This is a genomic window from Micromonospora sp. MH99 (assembly GCF_021442385.1).
Taxonomy (GTDB): domain Bacteria; phylum Actinomycetota; class Actinomycetes; order Mycobacteriales; family Micromonosporaceae; genus Micromonospora.
In genome coordinates, this window is record NZ_MUZA01000101.1 from 1 (window position 1) to 17,291 (window position 17,291).

A 17,291-nucleotide genomic window follows, 5' to 3' on the forward strand; every position below is an offset into this window, starting at 1 on the left:
GCCGGGCAGCACCGCGCGGCCGAACCGGCGCGCGGTGGTCCGCGCCGACGGCCAGCTGCCGGTACGCGTCCAGTCGTGCACGGCCGCGCTGGCCGTGCCGACGGCTGCGGCGGCGGTGAGCACCGGCGCCGCCGCCAGGGTCAGCAGGATGCCGAGCAGCGCGAGGTCGGCGGCGTCGCGGGCGACGTCGCGCCAGTCCCGCCGCCCGACGGCGTCGGCCGGTTCAGCCCTTGATGCCACTGGTGTTGATCCCCTCGACGAGCATCCGCTGGAAGGCGACGAAGAACAGGAAGACCGGCAGCAGCGACAGCACCGACATGGCGAACATCGGCCCGACCGCGCTCTGGCTGGTCGAGTCGATGAACAGGGTCAGCGCGACCGGCACTGTGTAGTCCTGCAGCTGGGACAGGAAGACCAGCTGGCGGAAGAAGTCGTTCCAGGTCCAGATGAACGAGAAGATCGCGGTCGTGACCAGCGCGGGACGGCTCAGCGGCAGGATGATGTGCCGGAAGATGCCGTACGGGCCGGCGCCGTCGATCCGGGCCGCCTCGTCCAGCTCGCGCGGGACGCCACGCATGAACTGCACCATGAGGAAGACGAAGAACGCCTCGGTGGCCAGGAACTGCGGAATGAGCAGCGGCAGGTACGGCCAGTCGCCGCCGACCAGCCCGAGCGTCCGGAACAGGATGTACTGCGGCACGATCAGCACGTGCTGGGGCAGCAGCAGCGTGCCGATCATGACGGCGAACCACATGCCGCGCAGCCGGAACCGCAGTCGGGCGAAGGCGTACGCGGCGAGCAGGCAGGACAGCCCGTTGCCGATGACGGTGAGCAGGCTGACCATCGCGCTGTTGAGGAAGAACCGGCCGAAGCTGACGTCGAAGTTGGACCACCCGGCGGTGTAGTTGCCCGGGGTGAAGCGCTCGGGCAGCAGCCCGATGTTGTTGACGATCTCCTCCTGGGACTTCACCGACGTGCCGACCATCCAGATCAGCGGGTAGAGCACCACGGCGACGATCACCACCAGGATCAGCAGCCGCAGCAGGGACCGGCCGCCGGGCCGCCGGCGCACGGTAGGCGTCGGTACGTCGGCCGCCGGATTCACCGCCACCATCACCGGTCCTCCCCGTCGGAGTAGTGCACCCAGAACCGTCCGGTGCTGAAGAAGATCGCGGTGATGACCGCGATGGCGAGCAGGAACACCCAGGCCATCGCCGAGGCGTAGCCCATGTTGAGGTCGGTGAAGCCGGTGATGTAGAGGTTCAGCGTGTACATGAGGGTGGAGTCGACCGGGCCGCCGGTGCCGTTGCTGAGCACGAACGCGGCGGTGAAACCCTGAAAGCCGTTGATCGTCTCCAGCACCAGGTTGAAGAAGATGACCGGGGAGAGCATCGGCAGCGTGACGTTGCGGAACTGGCGGAACCTGCCGGCGCCGTCGACCGAGGCGGCCTCGTACAGCTCGGTGGGCACCTGCTTGAGCCCGGCCAGGAAGATCACCATCGGTGCGCCGAACTGCCAGATGGCGAGCACCATCAGCGTCTGAAGGGCCCAGTCGGGGTCGTTGACCCACGGTTTGCCGGTGATGCCGACGAGGCTCAGCAGCGAGTTGAACGCGCCGTCGCGGTTGAACATGTTGACCCAGACGATGGCCAGCGCGACGCTGCCGCCGAGCAGCGACGGCAGGTAGAACAGCCCGCGGAACAGGCCGACGCCGCGCCAGGCACGGTTGAGCAGCAACGCCACGCCGAGCGCGGCGGCCAGCTTCAGCGGCACCGCGACCAGCGCGAACGTCAGGGTGACCCGCACCGCGTGCCAGTACGACGGGTCGGCGGTGAACATCCGCTCGTAGTTGGCGAACCCCACCCACTCCACCTCGGAGAACGGGGTGAGGATGTCGTAGTTGGTGAAGCTCAGGTAGAGCGACAGCAGCATGGGGACCGCCGTGACACCCATCAGGCCGATGAGCCACGGCGACAGGAAGACGTACCCCGCCAGACCTTCGCTGTGCCGGATGCTGCCGGGCCCACGCCTCGCGGCGTGGGCCCGGTCGGATCCGGGGCCGCGTCGGGTCGGGTCGGGCGCCGTGGTCAACGCCACGAACAGCTCCTCTCCTCGCCTCGTGCGGCGGTCAGGCGATGGCGGACTTGCACGCCTCGACGAACTGGGCGGCGGCCTGCGCGGAGGTGGCCCGGCCGTACTGCACGTTCTCGGCGGCCTTGACCAGCTCGGACTTGACCTTGCTGTGTCCCTTGATCGGCACCTGCGGGGACTGGCCGAACTTCTGCGCCAGCTCGGTCTCGACGGCGATGGACTGCTTCATCGCCGGGTCGGTGGTGTCGTCGCTGACCACCCGGCGCAGGTCCAGGTTGGACGGCAGGCCGCGGTCGGTGCCGAGCAGCTTGACCGCCTCCTGGTCGTTGTTCAAGAAGTCGATCACGTCGACCGCGACGTCCTTGTTCTTGCTGCCCTTGAACACCGACCAGTACATGGAGGCCCGGGCCCACTGCGCGCTGGGGTCACCGGGATAGGCGACGACCCCCAGCTCGTCCTTGGTGTTCTTCTTCAGGTCGGGCATCTGGTTGGCCCAGACCCAACTGGTGCCGGCCTTGCCGGTGACCACCAGCTGCTTGGTGACGTCACTGGAGTTGCCCTCGTGGATGACGTCGGCGCTCGGGGTGGCCTTGCGGTCCCGGGCGCCCTTCCACAGGTCGAACCAGGCGGTCACGTCCTCGGCCGCGAAGCCCAGCTCGTTGCCCTTGTAGAGGTCCTTGCCCTGCTGGCGCAGCCAGATCCAGTACGCCTTGTAGTCGGCGCTCGGGTCCTGCGTGCCGGGCACACCGGTCTTCTCCGACACCTGGGCGGCCCAGGCGATGTGCTGCTCCCAGGTCATCCCGGTGGTGGGCTCGGGCAGGTTGTGCTTGGTCAGCAGGGTCTTGTTGTAGACCAGGCCCTGGGTGTTCTCCCCGGCGGCCACCCCGGCCAGCTTGCCGTCGACCACGCCGTACTCCAGCAGGCTCTTGGGGAACTTGGTGACGTCGAGCTTGCCGGAGTCCTGGTAGCTCTTCAGGTCGAGTGTGGTGCTGCGGGCCGCGTACTCGGCGAGGTAGTTGTCGTCGATCTGGAACAGGTCCGGCGGGTTGCCGCCGGCGGTGAGCGTGGCGAGCTTGTCGAAGTAGCCCTGGTTGGCCTGCCAGGTCTTCTCGAAGGTCACGTTTGGGTGCTTCTTGGTGTAGAGGGCCAGGGCGTCCTCGGTCAGCTTGGCGCGGGCGTCGCCGCCCCACCAGAAGATCGAGAGCTTGACCGGGGCGTTGGGATCGGCGGCGCCGTCGTCGTCGCCGCAGGCCGCGGCGCCGAACATCAGCGGCGCGGCGACGGTCGCGGCGAGCAGGCCGCGCAGGAGTCGCCGCCGGGGCACCGGGGTACCGTGATGGCGCCCGACGGACGTGTCGGTGGTGGGGGGCGTTGCGGGGTGCATGTGCGCTCACTCCTCGGCATTAGGAGGCGACGGCGTCACCGGTGGCCGCGGTCGGGACGCCCGGGCCCGCAGGGCAATGCGGGTCCGGGCCAGGCGGCGCGGCCAGGGGACGTGCCGGTCGGGCGTGCGGGCCCGGGCCGGTCGAGTCGCGGATGACCAGGTCGGTCTGGAGCATTACCTGTGCGGTGGTACGACGGACGCCGAGCGCCGTGCCGGCACCGGGCCCCCGCGCGCCGCGCGGTGACTCGATGTCCTGTTGCAGCAGCATGTCGACGGCCGTCCGGCCAGCGGCCCCGGTGGGTGTGGCCACCGTCGTCAGTTTGGGGCGGGTGAGCCGACTCAGGGCGATGTCGTCGACCCCGACGACACTCACCTCCTGCGGCACCCGGACCCCGAGCGCGTCCAGCCCCTCGATGAGGCCGATCGCCATCAGGTCGTTGTAGGCGAGCACTGCCGTCACGCCGCTGCGCCGCACCTGGTCGGCGACGGCGAGGCCGCCGGTCTCGGTGGGCGCGTTGGGGCCGAGCACGGTCAGCTCCACGCCGCCGCTGCGGGCGGCGGTGGTTGCGGCGCGGCGCATCTCCCGGTTGGTCCAGGAACTGCGGGGGCCGCCGAGCAACGCGATGCTCCGGTGACCGAGACCGATCAGGTGCTCGATCGCCGCCCGGGCGCCCTGCCCGACGTCCATCAGGACGCAGGGCAGGCCGGTCACCTGGCGGTTCACCACCACCAGCGGCACCTCCCGGCTGAGCTGCTCGATCAGGCTGTTGCTCATCCGCGGACTGCACAGCAGCACCCCGTCGACCTGCTTGGCGAGCGCGTGGACCAGCTCCTCCTCGGCGGTCGGGTCCTCGTTGGTGTCGGCCACGAAGACGTGGTAGTCGCGATGGCGGGCCTGGCTCTCCGCCGCCTTGATCAGCGGCGGGAAGAACGGGTTCGCGATGTCCGCGATGATCAGGCCGATGTTGTGCGTCCGCCCGGTGATCAGGGCCCGGGCGGCGCGGTTCGGCCGGTAGCCCAGGTCCTCGGCGCAGGCCAGCACCCGGACCCGGGTCTCGGGGTTGACCAGGTGCGGGGCCGAGAAGGTGCGGGACACGGTGGAGATGTGCACCCCGGAGGCGCGGGCGACGTCCCGGATGGTGACTGGCACGGCGGGCCCTTCGTCCGATGTGGCGACGGTCACGTGGGTGCCGCCAATTAATGCAAACGGTTGCGCCAGTGTCAACGGTCAATGGTTGCGGTTCTGTTGCGTCGACGCTCCCCGTGGTGACTTACAACGCCGCATACACGGACATTTATCGCCGATTGCGGCGTCGCCGTTGACGCCATCGCATTGATCGTGGTTACTTCACTGCAAACCTTTGCAGGGATCACCTGGGGGCGATCGCATGTCACCGAGATCCGACGGCCACGTCCGCTACGCCGTCGTGGGCACCGGCGCACGGGCCGAGATGTTCGTCCGTGCCCTGGTGCTCGACCACGCCGACACCACCGAGCTGGTCGCCTTTGCCGACGTCAACCAGGCCCGGATGGACGCGCACAACCGCTGGCTCGCCGAGCTGGGTCACCGTCCCGTGCCGACGTACCCGGCCGGTGAGTTCCGGGCCATGCTCGACAAGGAGCGGGTCGACGTCGTGCTGGTGACCAGTGTGGACGTCACCCACGACGAGTACGTGGTGACCTCGCTGCGCGCCGGCCGGGACGTCGTCACCGAGAAGCCGATGACCGTCGACGCCGCGCGCTGCCGGCGCATCCTGGACGCGGTTTCCGAGACCGGCGGCCGGGTGACTGTCGCCTTCAACTACCGCTACAACCCGCTGCACGAGCAGGTCCGGCGTCTGCTCGCCGACGGCGCCGTCGGTGAGATCGGCTCGGTGCACTTCGAGTGGCTGCTCGACGTGCGGCACGGCGCCGACTACTTCCGCCGCTGGCACCGCGACAAGGCCACCTCCGGCGGGTTGATGGTGCACAAGGCCAGCCATCACTTCGACCTGGTCAACTGGTGGCTGGGGGCCACCCCGGTCGAGGTGTACGCCGCCGGCCGCCTGTTCTTCTACGGCGAGGACGGCCGCCGGCACGGCTACGCCCGCGACTACGAGCGGGCGTACGGCTCCCCCGCCGCCGTCGACGACCCGTTCGCGTTGCGGCTGGACGCCCACCCCCGACTGCGGGAGCTGTACCTCGACGCCGAGGCCGAGGACGGCTACCGGCGCGACCGCAACGTGTTCGCCCCGGGCGTGAGCATCGAGGACGACATGGCCGTGCTCGCCCGCTACTCCACCGGCGCCACGATGACCTACCACCTCACGGCGTACGCCCCCTGGGAGGGTTACCGGGTGATGGTCAACGGCAGCCGGGGGCGCCTCGAACTGGAGGTGACCGAGAACGACTTCGTCGACCGGGGCACGGCGGGCGCGGTCAAGGGCGCCGCGCTGCACGGCGTCGAAGCGCCGGCCGAAGGGGGCGGCGCGACGCTCACCCTGCGCCCCTTCTGGGAACCGCCCCGGCAGATCCCCGTCGAGGGACGTACCCGCCACGGGCACGGCGGCGCGGACGCCCGGATGACAGCGGTGCTCCTGGGCGGTCAGCCCGATCCGCTGGGCCGCGCCGCGACGGCCGACGACGGCGCGCTGGCCCTGCTCACCGGCCTGGCCGCCAACCGGTCCTTCGAGACCGGGCAACCGGTGCGGGTCGCCGATCTGCTCACCCCCCGCTGACCATCGACGAGGAGCCCAGCCCCGTGCCGACGTCCGACCACACCGACCTGCTCCTGCCCTCCGAGCCCGGGCAGCGCGCGATCGCCCGGGAGCTGTACGCCCTCGCGGCGCAGCAGCCGATCATCTCGCCGCACGGGCACGTCGACCCGGCCCTGCTCGCGCAGGACCAGCCCTTTCCCGACCCGGCGCGGCTGCTCATCGTGCCCGACCACTACCTGACGAGGATGCTGCTCAGCCAGGGCGTCCCCCCGTCGGACCTGGGCGTGCCGACCCGCGACGGCAGCCCGACCGAGACCGACGGCCGGACGATCTGGCGGCGCTTCGCCGCGCACTGGCACCTGTTCCGGGGCACCCCGTCGCGGCTCTGGCTGGAGCAGACCTTCCGCACCGTGTTCGGGGTGCACACCCCGCTCGGCCCGGCCACCGCCGACACCGTCTACGACGAGATCGCGGCCCGCCTCGCCGAGCCGGACTTCCGGCCCCGGGCGCTGTTCGAGCGGTTCGGAATCGAGGTGCTCGCGACCACCGAGTCGCCGCTGGACGAGCTCGCGCAGCACGCCAAGCTCGCCGCCGACGGGTGGGGCGGGCCGGGCGGCCGGGTGGTCACCACGTTCCGCCCGGACGACGTGGTGGACATGGAGTACGAGGGCTGGTCGTCCAACGTGGCCCGCCTCGGCGCGATGACCGGCGAGGACACCGGCACGTACACCGGTTATCTGGCCGCGCTGCGGGCCCGGCGGGCCGCGTTCATCGCGGCCGGGGCGACCTCGTCGGACCACGGCCACCCCACCGCCCGCACCCTGGACCTGACCCCGGCCGAGGCCGCCCGCCGGTACGACCGGGGCCTGCGCGGCGAGGCCGACGCGGCCGACGCGGAGGCGTTCCGGGCGCACATGCTGATGGAGTTCGCCCGGATGTCGCTCGACGACGGCCTGGTCATGCAGCTGCACCCCGGCGCGGTGCGCAACCACAACCGCTGGCTGTACGAGCGGCACGGCCGCGACGTCGGCGGGGACGTGCCGCAGGCCACCGAGTACGTGCACGCGCTCGCGCCGCTGCTGGAACGCCACGGCAACGACCCTCGGCTGCGGGTGGTGCTCTACACGCTCGACGAGGACACCTTCACCCGCGAGCTGGCGCCCCTCGCGGGCGGCTACGCCGCGCTGCTGCTCGGTGCGCCCTGGTGGTTCCTGGACTCCCCCGAGGTGCTGCGCCGGTTCCGCGAGACGGTCACCGAGAGCGCCGGCTTCTACAACACCACCGGGTTCGTCGACGACACCCGGGCGTTCTGCTCCATCCCGGTACGCCACGACGTGGCCCGCCGGGTCGACGCCGGTTTCCTGGCCCGGCTGGTCGCCGAGCACCGGCTGCCGCTGGACGAGGCCGCCGAGACGATCGTCGACCTGGCGTACCGGCTGCCCAAGCGGGTCTTCAACTTCGAAGGGGTTGGCCAGTGAGTGTCACCATCACGTCCGTCGAGGTGCACGACGTGCGGTTCCCGACCGCCGCTCGGGGCGACGGGTCCGACGCGATCAACCGGGGTGACTACTCGGCGACGTACGTCGAGCTGGGCACCGACGCCGGGCCGGTCGGCGCGGGGTTCACCTTCACCAACGGCCGGGGCAACGAGATCACCTGCGCGGCGGTGCGGGCGCTGGCCCACCACGTGAAGGGGCGGACGGTCGAGGAGATCGCGGCCGAGCCCGTGGCGTTCTGGCGTTCGCTCAGCGCCGACGTGCAGTTGCGCTGGCTGGGGCCGGAGAAGGGCGTCATCCACATGGCGACCGGCGCGCTCGTCAACGCCGTGTGGGACCTGCGGGCCAGGATCGCCGGCAAGCCGATGTGGCGGTTCCTCGCCGAACTGCCGACCGACGAGCTGGTCGCCAGCGTCGACTTCAAGCACATCACCGACGCGCTCACCCCCGACGACGCCGCCGCCCTCCTCGACAAGGGACGTGACGGCCTGGCCGACCGGTTGGCCACCCTCGAACGCGACGGTTTTCCGTCGTACACCACCTCGGTGGGTTGGCTCGGCTACCCCGACGACAAGGTGCGGGCGTTGACGCGGCAGGCGTACGACGACGGGTGGCGGGCGATGAAGATGAAGGTGGGCGGCCCGCTGGCCGACGACATACGCCGGGCCCGGATCATCCGCTCCGAGATCGGCCCGGACGCGCTGCTGATGATGGACGCCAACCAGGTGTGGGACGTCGACGAGGCGATCACGGCGATGACCGCCCTCGCGGAGGTGGACCCGTACTGGATCGAGGAGCCGACCCACGCGGACGACATCCTCGGGCACGCCCGGATCGCGCGCGCCGTCGACGAGCTGACCGGCGGGCGGTGCCGGGTGGCCACCGGCGAGGTCGCCGCCAACCGGGTGATCTTCAAGCAGCTCCTCCAGGCCGAGGCGATCGGCGTGATGCAGATCGACGCGTGCCGGGTCGGCGGCGTCAACGAGGTCCTGGCCGAGCTGCTGCTGGCGGCGAAGTTCGGGGTGCCGGTCTGCCCGCACGCCGGCGGCGTCGGCCTCTGCGAGTACGTCCAGCACCTGGCGATCTTCGACTACCTGCGGGTCGGTACCGCCCTGGACGGTCGGATGATCGAGTACGTCGACCACCTGCACGAGCACTTCGTCGACCCGGTCCGCACCCGCGGCGGCCGCTACCTGCTGCCCGACCAGCCCGGCTACAGCGCCACCATGAAACAGTCGTCGATCGCCGAGTTCCGCTTCCCGGACGGTCCGGCATGGCGGTGACCGTCGGCGCGTCCCGCCTCGGCCTGGGGGTGCTGCGCCACCTGCCCGTCGAGTCCCGTCCCCTCATCCGACCGGGCACCGTGCCGACGGGCGTCGTACACCTGGGGTTGGGCGCGTTCCACCGGGCGCACCAGGCCGTCTACACCGAGGCGGCCGTCGGCGCGGCCGGCGGCGACTGGGGCATCGTGGCCGTCGCCCCGCGCAGCACCGCAGTGGTCGAGGCGCTCGCCGCCCAGGACAACCTGTTCAGCGTCAGCGCCCTGTCCGCCGCCGGCACCGCCACCCGGGTGGTGGGCGCGCTCAGCGGCGTACGACATGCTCCCAGCGACCCGGACGCCGTGGTGGCGTTGCTGGCCGACCCGGCGGTGCGCGTCGTGACGCTCACCGTCACCGAGAAGGCGTACCAGCTCGATCCGGTGACCGGCCGGCTGTCCCCGGACGCCGCGCTCGCCGCGGACCTCGCCGGCCAGCAGGCCCCGACTACCGTGCCGGGGCTGCTGCTGCGCGGGCTGGCCGCCCGCGCCGCCGCCGACGCCGGGCCGCTGGCGCTGGTGAGCTGCGACAACCTGCCGGCCAACGGCCGGCGGCTGCGCGGCCTGGTCGACCAGGCGGTCGAACGGGCCGAGGGGGTGCCCGCCGGGCTCGTCGACTGGGTGGTCGCCAACGTGACCTGCCCCGGCACCATGGTGGACCGCATCGTGCCGGCCAGCACCCCGGAGACCATCGACGCGGCCCGCCGGGCGCTCGGCGTGACCGACCTGGCCGCGGTGGCCGCCGAACCGTACGCGCAGTGGGTGATCGAGGACGACTTCCCCGGCGGGCGGCCGGGCTGGGAGCACGCCGGGGCGGTGCTCACGGGCGACGCCGGACCGTGGGAGCGGTTGAAGCTGCGCACCCTCAACGGCGTGCACTCGGCAGTGGCGTACCTCGGCGCGCTGGCCGGCCGGGAGACCATCGCCGACGCCCTGGAGATCCCACACCTGACCGACGTTCTGCGCCGGCTGATCGCCGAGGACGTCGCGGCCAGCTTCACGCCGCCGGACGGGGTGCGCGTGATCGACTACGGCGAGCAGGTCCTCGCCCGGTTCGCCAACCCGGCGATCCGGCACCGCACCCTCCAGGTCGCGGTGGACGGCTCGCAGAAGCTGCCGCAGCGCATCCTGCACACCATCGCCGACCTGCGCGCGGCCGGACGGTCCGCGCGCTGGGGCGCGCTGGTCGTGGCGTCCTGGTTGCGCTTCGCCCTGGGGTACGCCGACGACGGCGGACCGCTGCCGTTGCAGGACCCCCTCGCGGGGCCGATCCGGGCCGCCCTGGACGCCGGCGCGCAGAGCCCGGCCGGCGCGGTGGACGCCGTCTTCGCGCTGCGCGAGGTCATCCCGGCCGAGGTGGCCGAGGACGACGAGGTACGTGCCGACGTGACCGCCTGGCTGACCGCGCTCGGACGACACGGCGTCGAGGCGACCCTGGCCGGCGCCCGGTGAGCGGTGCCGCGCGGGCCGGAGCCCCGGTGATGTCGACGGCGGTGGTCGACGCCTCGGTGGTGTCGACGCTGTTGGCCGGTGGCTCGTGAACGGGTCGGTGCCGCCGCCGACGGTGGCGGTGATCGGGGCCAACGGGCACGGCCACTGGCACCGGCGGGTGATCGCGCCGCTGCACGCCGGCGGCCGGCTGCGGCTGGTCGCCCTGGTCGACGTCCAACCGGTGCGCGACGAACGGGAGGCGCCGGTGCCGCCCGGGGTCGGGGTGTTCACCGACCACCGGGCGATGCTCGCCGCCGCCCGACCGGAGGTGGTGGTGATCTGCACCCCGCCGCACACGCACCTGCCGATCGCCCGGGACGCCCTGGAGGCCGGCGCGGACCTGCTGCTGGAGAAGCCGCCGGTGCTGTCGCTGGCCGAGCACGACGCGCTGACCGACGCGCTGGCGGTGACCGGCCGGGTGGCCCAGGTCGGTTTCCAGGCGCTCGGTTCGGCGGCGCTGACCGCGCTGACCGACGCGCTGGCCGCCGGCCGCCTCGGCGCGGTCACCGGCATCGCGACATTCGCGGCGTGGCAACGGCCGGACGCCTACTACGCCCGCTCCCCGTGGGCCGGTCGCCGCAGCGTGGACGGCCGACCGGTGCTGGATGGCGCGCTGGCCAACCCGCTCGCGCACGCGGTGATGCAGTGCCTGGCCGTCGCCGAGGCGCTCGGCGGGGCGCCACCGTGGCCGGTCGCCATCGAGGTGGAGCGCTACCGGGTGCGGCCGATCGAGGTGGAGGACACGGCGGTGCTGCGGGTGCGGTTCCGCGCCGGCCCACCGGTGCTGGCGGCGGTCACCCTGGCATCGGAGGAGTTCGTGGCCGGCGAGGTGGTGGTGACCGGCACGTCGGGACGGGCCGTGCTGGAGTACCCCACGGACCGGTTGCGTCTGCCCGGTGACGTGGTGACCCGCCGCGTCCCCGGTCGACAGGGCCTGCTGGAGAACCTGCTCGCCCACCGCGTCGACCCGGCCGCGGTGCCGCTGATCGCCCCGCTGGCCCGTACCGCGCCGTTCACCGCACTGCTCGACGCGTTGCGGGCCGCGCCCGACCCTCGACTGCTCGACGGGGAGCTGGTCGACGTGGTGGGCGACGGTGACGAGCGGGTGGTGCGGATCCGTGGCGTGGTCGAGGTACTGCGTCGGGCGGCCGAGCAGGGCGCGCTGCCCAGCGAGCAGGGCGTGCCGTGGGCCGTGCCCGCGTACCGCGCGCACCTGGCGTAGTGGTGGCGCCCTGCGGTGGCGAGGGTGCTGCTGTTGTCCTTTGCTCTGCTTCAACCGAGGCAACACTTTTGCCCCGCAAGTGTTGCCTGGGTTGAAGCAGAGCAAAGGAGGCGACGGGTCGGTGTCCGCCCCTCCTGCTGCACCCGGGGCGGCCACGCACCCGACGTCAGGAGAGACGGCCCTCGGAGCGACTGTCCGTGCGCTAACGTGTGTCCACATGGGAGCAGTTGACCTGGCCCTGGCCGTCGCGGCCGGCGTGGCCAACCTGGTCGTCGCCGCCGTGCTGCTCGCCAGGAGCCGCGGTGGCACCGTGGCACCCCGGATTTTCGGCCGCCCGCAGCCGCTCCCCCGCCTGCGGGCCGCGATGCACGCCTGCCTGGGGCTGGGGCTGGGGGTCGGCTGGCTCGTCAAGGACATCTTCCCGCCCCACTCCACGGGCGACGCGGTGCTGTTCATCGTCGTCAGGGTCCTGCTGGTGGCTGCTCTCGTCACCGCCCTGCTGGTCGCCTTCGGGGCACGTGCGACTCGCGCGCAATGAGACCGCCCACTGGCCGCCGGCACCACTGCAACATTCCTGCAAACAATTTATATTGACCGATACAAAACAGCGAACCTACCGTTCCTGGTGAATGCCGAACCACCACCAGCGAATGGAAAAATCAATGCGCGCACCCCTCATCGGGGCGACGGTAATCGCCGTCCTGGTCAGTGCCACACCGGCCGCCGCCGCTCCCCGCCCCGACACTTCCGCAGCCGATCGGCTGTCCTGGTCGGCCCGTCACCTCGGTCGGCAGGCCCTGCCCGAGCGCGACGGCTGGGCGGCCGAGGGCACCGGCACCACCGGCGGTTCGGCCGCGACGCCCGAGCGGACAAGGGTGGTCCACGATCGGGCGGAACTGGTCGACGCCCTCGGCGGTGACAACGCCGGCAACGCCGCCGACGCCACCCCCAAACTGATCTACGTGGACGGCGCTGTCGACGGCTTCACCGGGCCCGAGGGCACGCCGCTGAGCTGTGCCGACCTGGCCGACCCGGCGTACCAACTGGACGCCTATCTGGCCGCGTACGACCCGGCGGTGTGGGGTCGGGTGGCACCGGCCGGGCCGCTGGAGGAGGCCCGGGTGCGCTCGGTGGCCAACCAGACCCGCCAGACCCAGATCAACGTCGGGCCGAACACCACGATCGTGGGGCTGCACGGCGCTCGGTTGACCGGGCTCACCCTCATGATCGACCGGGCGTCCAACGTCATCGTGCGCAACCTGACCTTCGTCGACGCCCGGGACTGCTTCCCCGCGTGGTCGCCCACCGACGGCGACACCGGCAACTGGAACAGCCAGTACGACCAGATCTCGGTACGCCGCAGCGAGCATGTCTGGGTCGACCACAACACGTTCACCGACGGCGACAACCCGGACAGCGCCCAGCCGAGCTACTTCGGCCGGCCGTACCAGGTGCACGACGGCTCGCTGGACGTCACGCACACCGCCAGCTTCGTCACCGCCTCGTGGAACCGCTTCACGGGACGGGACAAGCTGATGCTGATCGGCTCGTCCAACACCGTCGGCCCGGACGTGGGTCGGCTGAAGGTCACCCTGCACCACAACCTCTTCGACGGGGACCTGCAACGGCTGCCCCGGGTGCGGTTCGGCCAGGTCGACGTCTACAACAACCTGTACCGGCTGGGCGGCGACGGCTTCCAGTACGCGCTGGGCGTCGGCGTGCAGTCGGCGATCTACGCGCAGAACAACTTCTTCTCCCTCGACGCCGGCGTCGACCCGGCCGACCTGCTCTACGACTGGGGCGGCACGACGCTCACCGAGCGGGGCTCCTGGGTGCGCCAGGGCGCCGGCCCGGCCCGGCCGGTCGATCTGCTGGCGGCGTACAACGCGGCGCACGAGCCCGACCTGGGCGCCGACGCCGGCTGGACACCGACCCTGCGCCGCGACCCGGTCCTGCCGGCGGCGCTGCTCCCGCTGCTGGTGGGTCCGCTCGCGGGCGCCGACCGGCTGCCGCTGTGACGACTCGCCGTGGTCGGGTCGACGACGTACGGGCCCATCGATGTGGGGAAGATCGGCTATAAGTGACGCATGGACTTCCCGCCGCACCTGGGCAGCATGCCGATGCACGCGATCACCGAGATCCACGGCGAACCGGGCCTGCTGGAGCGCTTCCGGCTGGAGGTCGAACGCTTCGACGATGGCGAACGCGCCCGTCTGTCCGCCGCGCTCGACCTCGCCGCCGAGCTGCACCGCGACGACCGGCGGGTCCGCGAGCCGTACCTCAACCACCTGCTGCGGGTCGCCATCCGGCTCATGCACCACTACCAGGTCCGCGACGTGGACGTGATCGTCGCCGGCCTGCTGCACGACGCGGTCGAGGACCACCCGGCCGAGCTGGCCGAGGGCGGCGGCGACCCGAGGGCCGCGGCGCTGGCCACGCTCGCCGCGCGGTTCGGGCCGCGGGTGGCCACCCTGGTCGCCGCGGTCACCAATCCGGTGTACGACCCGCAGCGTGACCGCAACGACCAGTACCGGGAGCACCTGGCGGTCAGCCTGGACCGGGAGCCCTGGGCGCGAGTGATCAAGGTGTCGGACTTCACCGACAACGGCGTCGGAGTGATCCACACCGTCGGGCCGAAGGTCGTCTCGTCGGCGCGCAAGTACCGGCCCCTGGTGCCGCTCTTCCGGGACCTGATCGGTCGTGCGGACACCCCGCTCACGCCGGCGGTGAAGGCCCACATCTTCGGCCAGCTGGACCTTGCCGAGGAGCGGTTCAGCGCCATCCTGGACCGGCCGGCCCACACGCACTGAGCCGCTGGGCGGGCCGTCAGACGCCGGCGCCTGGGGCGGGCGCGAACCCGTCCCGGCGCAGGCCCTCGCGCACCAGGTGCTCCAGCCAGGAGGTCGGGGCGACGCCCAACTCCCGGCCCAGGTCGGCACGGAACAGCTCCAGCCGGCGTACCGCCTCGTTGATGTTGCGTTCGGCCAGGTGCACGGCGATCAGCACGCGGGTGGCGCTCTCGCGCAACGGCTCCAACTGCACGGCGGTCAACGCCACCTGCACCGCCTCGCTGAAGCGCCCCTGCGCGGTGAGCCGTTCGGCGAGCGCCTCCAGCGCGTACAGCTGGGTCTGACGCAGCCGCTCCCGCTCGGTCAGCACCCAGTCGTCGTACCAGCCGGGCAGCAGCTCACCCGTCGCCAGCGCCGGCACCCCCGCGCCGACACCCGCCGGCGCCCCGCCGGCCAGCAGCGCCGCGGACGCCGCGCCCAGCGTGGCGACGTCGCTCGTCACACCGGCGGCCAGGGCCAGCCGGTCGTCCTCCTCGACGAGGGGCTCGGGAGTGATCCGGTGCAGCCGCCAGAGCATGGTGCGCAGGTTGGCGCGGGCCCGCTCCTCGTGCGAGCCGGGCCAGAGGGTGCCGGCAGCCTCCCAGCGGGCGCAGCGCTGGCGTACGCCGAGATAGGCGAGCAGCCGGCGTGCGCCCTGCGGCACCACGACGGACCGGCCGTCGCGTTCCAGCCCGAACCCGCCGAGCAGACGCAGCGTGTACCGGGTTGGTCGCGCCACACCGGCCTCCTGCGCCCCGGAGCGGAGGTCCTGCGTCACCTCGTGAACTGCCATCCCTGCGCCCTTCGCACCCGATCACCGGTGTGGGAGTTCCACGCTCGGGGGTGGACGTTCGGCACGCCAGCGCAGTGTCGTCACACCGACCCGGCGAACGGCGGGGATCAGCCGTTCGCCGGAGCGATGGCCGACCGTTCAGCGCAGCTTGCTCAGCGTCCGGGCGTAGCCGGTCCACTCGGCGGCGTCGCCGACGTCGGCGCGTACGCCAGCCTCCTTCATGATGCCGAGCACCCGCTCGGCCGGCGCCTCGGCCAGCTTGCCGAGCGTGCTGATCCCGGCGCGGGTCAGCGCCGCGCGGGCCTTGGTGGGCACCCCGGCGAGCATGGCGATGTCGGCGTCGGCGACGTTCTCCAGTTCCGCGTCGATGCCGAGCGCGGCGGAGACCGCCGACTGGGCGCCCGCCGTGGTCCGGACGATGGCGGCCTCCCGTTCGCTGACCTCGACGACCATCGCGTCCAGGCTCGGGTAGCTGCTGTCGGCCGGCAGCACCTTGAGCACGTCGCGGATCGTCCGGCCGTCGGCCACCTGGTCCTCGCCGAAGGTACGGATGAACTCCACCACCTTCACCTCGCGCGGGAAGCGCTGCCGGACGTCGGCGTTCTCGACGGCGTACCTGTCGAGGTAGGCGGCACCCCGGACCTTCGGGCCGGCGACCACGTCCACGCCGAGGGTCTCGACGGCCGGCAGCACGATCGTGCCGGCCTTGGTCTGCCAGATGCTGACCTTCTTGTCCATGAACATCGTGGTGCCCATGTACCTGCCGAAGTCGAGCGTGCCGATGTAGTTGGGGATCTGCTCGATCTGGTACGGGCCGGGGCTGACCTTCGTCTCGTGCACCGTGGAGTGCAGCCGGTTGATCTCGGCGCGGATCTCGTCGAGCAGCCGGCGCAGGCTCACCCGCATCGCCGCCATGCAGGAGAACGCCTTGGCCAGGTCGGTGCCGAGGTGGTCCAGGTCGTGCTCGATGCGGTGGAACCGCTCGTTGAAGCCCTGCTCGCCGGGCGTCTGCCCGGCCTGCACGACGTCCTCGCCGTCGACCCAGTCGGTGTGGGCGAAGGTGCGGGCGAACGGTGGTGGCGCGCAGCCCGGCTCCACCGCCGCGAACGGCTCGGCGTAGCTGAACACCCGCTTCGCGGTGCCCACGTTCTCGTAGATCCAGGAGGAGACCAGCACGCTGGCGTCCGAGGCCGGGATGCCGTGCTTGGTGAACGCCTCGTACAGCTCGGTGACGGTCACCCCGTCGTAGTTGATCTCGCTCGCCATTGTGGTGTCCCTCTCAGAGCTGGTCGTACACGCCGCGGTGCCGGCGCTGCTGGAAGGTGCGGAAGGTGCGGGCCACCGCGGGGCGCAGCGGCTCGGCGTCGCCGTCGGCGTCGAGGTCGACGTGGTCACGCCGGATACCGAAGGTGTTGATCTCCACGCCGAGTGGGCAGACCCGCGTCAGCGTGTTCATCAGCCGCTCGTACTGGGCCAGGGTCAACGCCACCCCGTCGGGCAGCTCCACCCGGAACTCGTACGGGTCGGTCAGCCCGGTCCGCACGTAGGACAACGCCACCACCGCGACCAGACCGGCGTGGGTGGGGCGCAGCGTGGTCCGCGCGCCGACCGCCTTGATGTCCGCGGTGCCGCCGCCGAGCCCCACCGTGTACCAGCGAAAGCCGGTCGCCCGCCGCTCGGCCAGGTTGAGCCCGGCCTGGGGCAGCCCGATCACGCTGCACACAAGCAGCACCCGGTTGCCGGTGTCGACAAGCGGCAGCGCGGCGGCGAGGTGCTGCTCGCGCAGCAGGCCGACCAGCCGGGCCAGCCGGTCGGCGGCGGCCGGCTGCCCGGCGATCAGTGCGGACGCCAGCGCCGCCGGCAGCTCGATGGTCTCCACCAGCTCGTCGGGGAGCCGGTTCAGGGCGGCCACCACGGGCGCCGGGTCGCGCACGGCGGGCAGGCCGGCGGCGGCCAGGACCGCGTCGACCGGCTG

At 72.0% G+C, this 17,291-nt stretch carries 15 protein-coding genes and 1 pseudogene; 8 read left to right on the forward strand and 8 right to left on the reverse strand.

The features are described 5' to 3' along the window. The 5 genes and pseudogenes from B0E54_RS30180 to B0E54_RS30200 all read right to left on the reverse strand — a co-directional run. Nucleotides 1-240, reverse strand: a pseudogene (locus B0E54_RS30180) (hypothetical protein); the annotation flags it as partial. Then, nucleotides 224-1,114, reverse strand: a complete 891-nt coding sequence (locus B0E54_RS30185; protein ID WP_234590829.1) for a carbohydrate ABC transporter permease — start codon at nucleotides 1,112-1,114, stop codon at nucleotides 224-226. The gene B0E54_RS30185 and the pseudogene B0E54_RS30180, both read right to left, overlap by 17 nt. Next, nucleotides 1,114-2,097 (reverse strand): carbohydrate ABC transporter permease, encoded by a 984-nt coding sequence (locus B0E54_RS30190; protein WP_234590831.1) that lies wholly within the window; start codon nucleotides 2,095-2,097, stop codon nucleotides 1,114-1,116. Before B0E54_RS30190 ends, B0E54_RS30185 begins: the two co-directional genes overlap by 1 nt. A gap of 31 nt (nucleotides 2,098-2,128) precedes the next feature. Beyond that, nucleotides 2,129-3,475, reverse strand: coding sequence for an ABC transporter substrate-binding protein (locus B0E54_RS30195; protein ID WP_234590843.1), 1,347 nt, complete (start codon nucleotides 3,473-3,475; stop codon nucleotides 2,129-2,131). Nucleotides 3,476-3,494: 19 nt separating this feature from the next. Then, nucleotides 3,495-4,625 (reverse strand): LacI family DNA-binding transcriptional regulator, encoded by a 1,131-nt coding sequence (locus B0E54_RS30200; protein ID WP_234590845.1) that lies wholly within the window; start codon nucleotides 4,623-4,625, stop codon nucleotides 3,495-3,497. 238 nt (nucleotides 4,626-4,863) lie between these two features. Between B0E54_RS30200 and B0E54_RS30205 the strand changes: the two genes are divergently transcribed. The 8 genes from B0E54_RS30205 to B0E54_RS30240 all read left to right on the forward strand — a co-directional run bounded on the left by B0E54_RS30205 (nucleotide 4,864) and on the right by B0E54_RS30240 (nucleotide 14,505). Further along, nucleotides 4,864-6,192, forward strand: a complete 1,329-nt coding sequence (locus B0E54_RS30205; RefSeq protein ID WP_234590847.1) for a Gfo/Idh/MocA family protein — start codon at nucleotides 4,864-4,866, stop codon at nucleotides 6,190-6,192. A gap of 23 nt (nucleotides 6,193-6,215) precedes the next feature. Next, complete coding sequence (uxaC, locus tag B0E54_RS30210; RefSeq protein WP_234590860.1) at nucleotides 6,216-7,649, forward strand: glucuronate isomerase; 1,434 nt, start codon at nucleotides 6,216-6,218, stop codon at nucleotides 7,647-7,649. After that, a complete protein-coding gene (locus tag B0E54_RS30215; protein ID WP_234590862.1) occupies nucleotides 7,646-8,950 on the forward strand; it encodes an enolase C-terminal domain-like protein in 1,305 nt (434 codons plus the stop codon). The genes uxaC and B0E54_RS30215 overlap by 4 nt, the downstream gene beginning before the upstream one ends. After that, nucleotides 8,941-10,434: a mannitol dehydrogenase family protein gene (locus tag B0E54_RS30220; RefSeq protein WP_234590864.1), complete on the forward strand. Its 1,494-nt coding sequence runs from the start codon at nucleotides 8,941-8,943 to the stop codon at nucleotides 10,432-10,434. The genes B0E54_RS30215 and B0E54_RS30220 overlap by 10 nt, the downstream gene beginning before the upstream one ends. Before the next feature lie 85 nt (nucleotides 10,435-10,519). Next, nucleotides 10,520-11,695, forward strand: coding sequence for a Gfo/Idh/MocA family protein (locus B0E54_RS30225; RefSeq protein WP_234590867.1), 1,176 nt, complete (start codon nucleotides 10,520-10,522; stop codon nucleotides 11,693-11,695). A 217-nt stretch (nucleotides 11,696-11,912) separates the two neighbouring features. Next, nucleotides 11,913-12,233: a hypothetical protein gene (locus B0E54_RS30230; RefSeq protein ID WP_234590870.1), complete on the forward strand. Its 321-nt coding sequence runs from the start codon at nucleotides 11,913-11,915 to the stop codon at nucleotides 12,231-12,233. 124 nt (nucleotides 12,234-12,357) lie between these two features. Next, on the forward strand, nucleotides 12,358-13,713 hold the full coding sequence (locus B0E54_RS30235) for a polysaccharide lyase family 1 protein (RefSeq protein WP_234590872.1): 1,356 nt from the start codon (nucleotides 12,358-12,360) through the stop codon (nucleotides 13,711-13,713). A gap of 69 nt (nucleotides 13,714-13,782) precedes the next feature. Continuing rightward, entirely contained in the window at nucleotides 13,783-14,505 is a 723-nt protein-coding gene (locus B0E54_RS30240; protein ID WP_234590874.1) for an HD domain-containing protein, read from the forward strand. 16 nt (nucleotides 14,506-14,521) lie between these two features. Here the strand turns inward: B0E54_RS30240 and B0E54_RS30245 are convergent, their stop codons facing one another. From B0E54_RS30245 to B0E54_RS30255, 3 genes are all read right to left on the reverse strand, one after another. Then, on the reverse strand, nucleotides 14,522-15,316 hold the full coding sequence (locus tag B0E54_RS30245; RefSeq protein ID WP_234590876.1) for a BTAD domain-containing putative transcriptional regulator: 795 nt from the start codon (nucleotides 15,314-15,316) through the stop codon (nucleotides 14,522-14,524). Nucleotides 15,317-15,454: 138 nt separating this feature from the next. Beyond that, the gene (locus tag B0E54_RS30250) at nucleotides 15,455-16,582 is read right to left on the reverse strand and encodes a hypothetical protein (protein WP_234590878.1); all 1,128 of its coding nucleotides are present in this window, start codon (nucleotides 16,580-16,582) and stop codon (nucleotides 15,455-15,457) included. A gap of 13 nt (nucleotides 16,583-16,595) precedes the next feature. Beyond that, nucleotides 16,596-17,291, reverse strand: a 696-nt coding sequence (locus B0E54_RS30255) for a hypothetical protein (protein ID WP_234590880.1), incomplete at its 5' end; no start/stop codon positions are given.

Bases quoted from the DNA above. Each gene is read 5' to 3' on its own strand.
- B0E54_RS30185 (WP_234590829.1), bottom strand. From the start codon at position 1,114: ATGGTGGCGGTGAATCCGGCGGCCGACGTACCGACGCCTACCGTGCGC.
- B0E54_RS30195 (WP_234590843.1), bottom strand. From the start codon at position 3,475: ATGCACCCCGCAACGCCCCCCACCACCGACACGTCCGTCGGGCGCCAT.
- B0E54_RS30205 (WP_234590847.1), top strand. From the start codon at position 4,864: ATGTCACCGAGATCCGACGGCCACGTCCGCTACGCCGTCGTGGGCACC.
- B0E54_RS30220 (WP_234590864.1), top strand. From the start codon at position 8,941: ATGGCGGTGACCGTCGGCGCGTCCCGCCTCGGCCTGGGGGTGCTGCGC.
- B0E54_RS30230 (WP_234590870.1), top strand. From the start codon at position 11,913: ATGGGAGCAGTTGACCTGGCCCTGGCCGTCGCGGCCGGCGTGGCCAAC.
- B0E54_RS30235 (WP_234590872.1), top strand. From the start codon at position 12,358: ATGCGCGCACCCCTCATCGGGGCGACGGTAATCGCCGTCCTGGTCAGT.
- B0E54_RS30240 (WP_234590874.1), top strand. From the start codon at position 13,783: ATGGACTTCCCGCCGCACCTGGGCAGCATGCCGATGCACGCGATCACC.
- B0E54_RS30245 (WP_234590876.1), bottom strand. From the start codon at position 15,316: ATGGCAGTTCACGAGGTGACGCAGGACCTCCGCTCCGGGGCGCAGGAG.
- B0E54_RS30250 (WP_234590878.1), bottom strand. From the start codon at position 16,582: ATGGCGAGCGAGATCAACTACGACGGGGTGACCGTCACCGAGCTGTAC.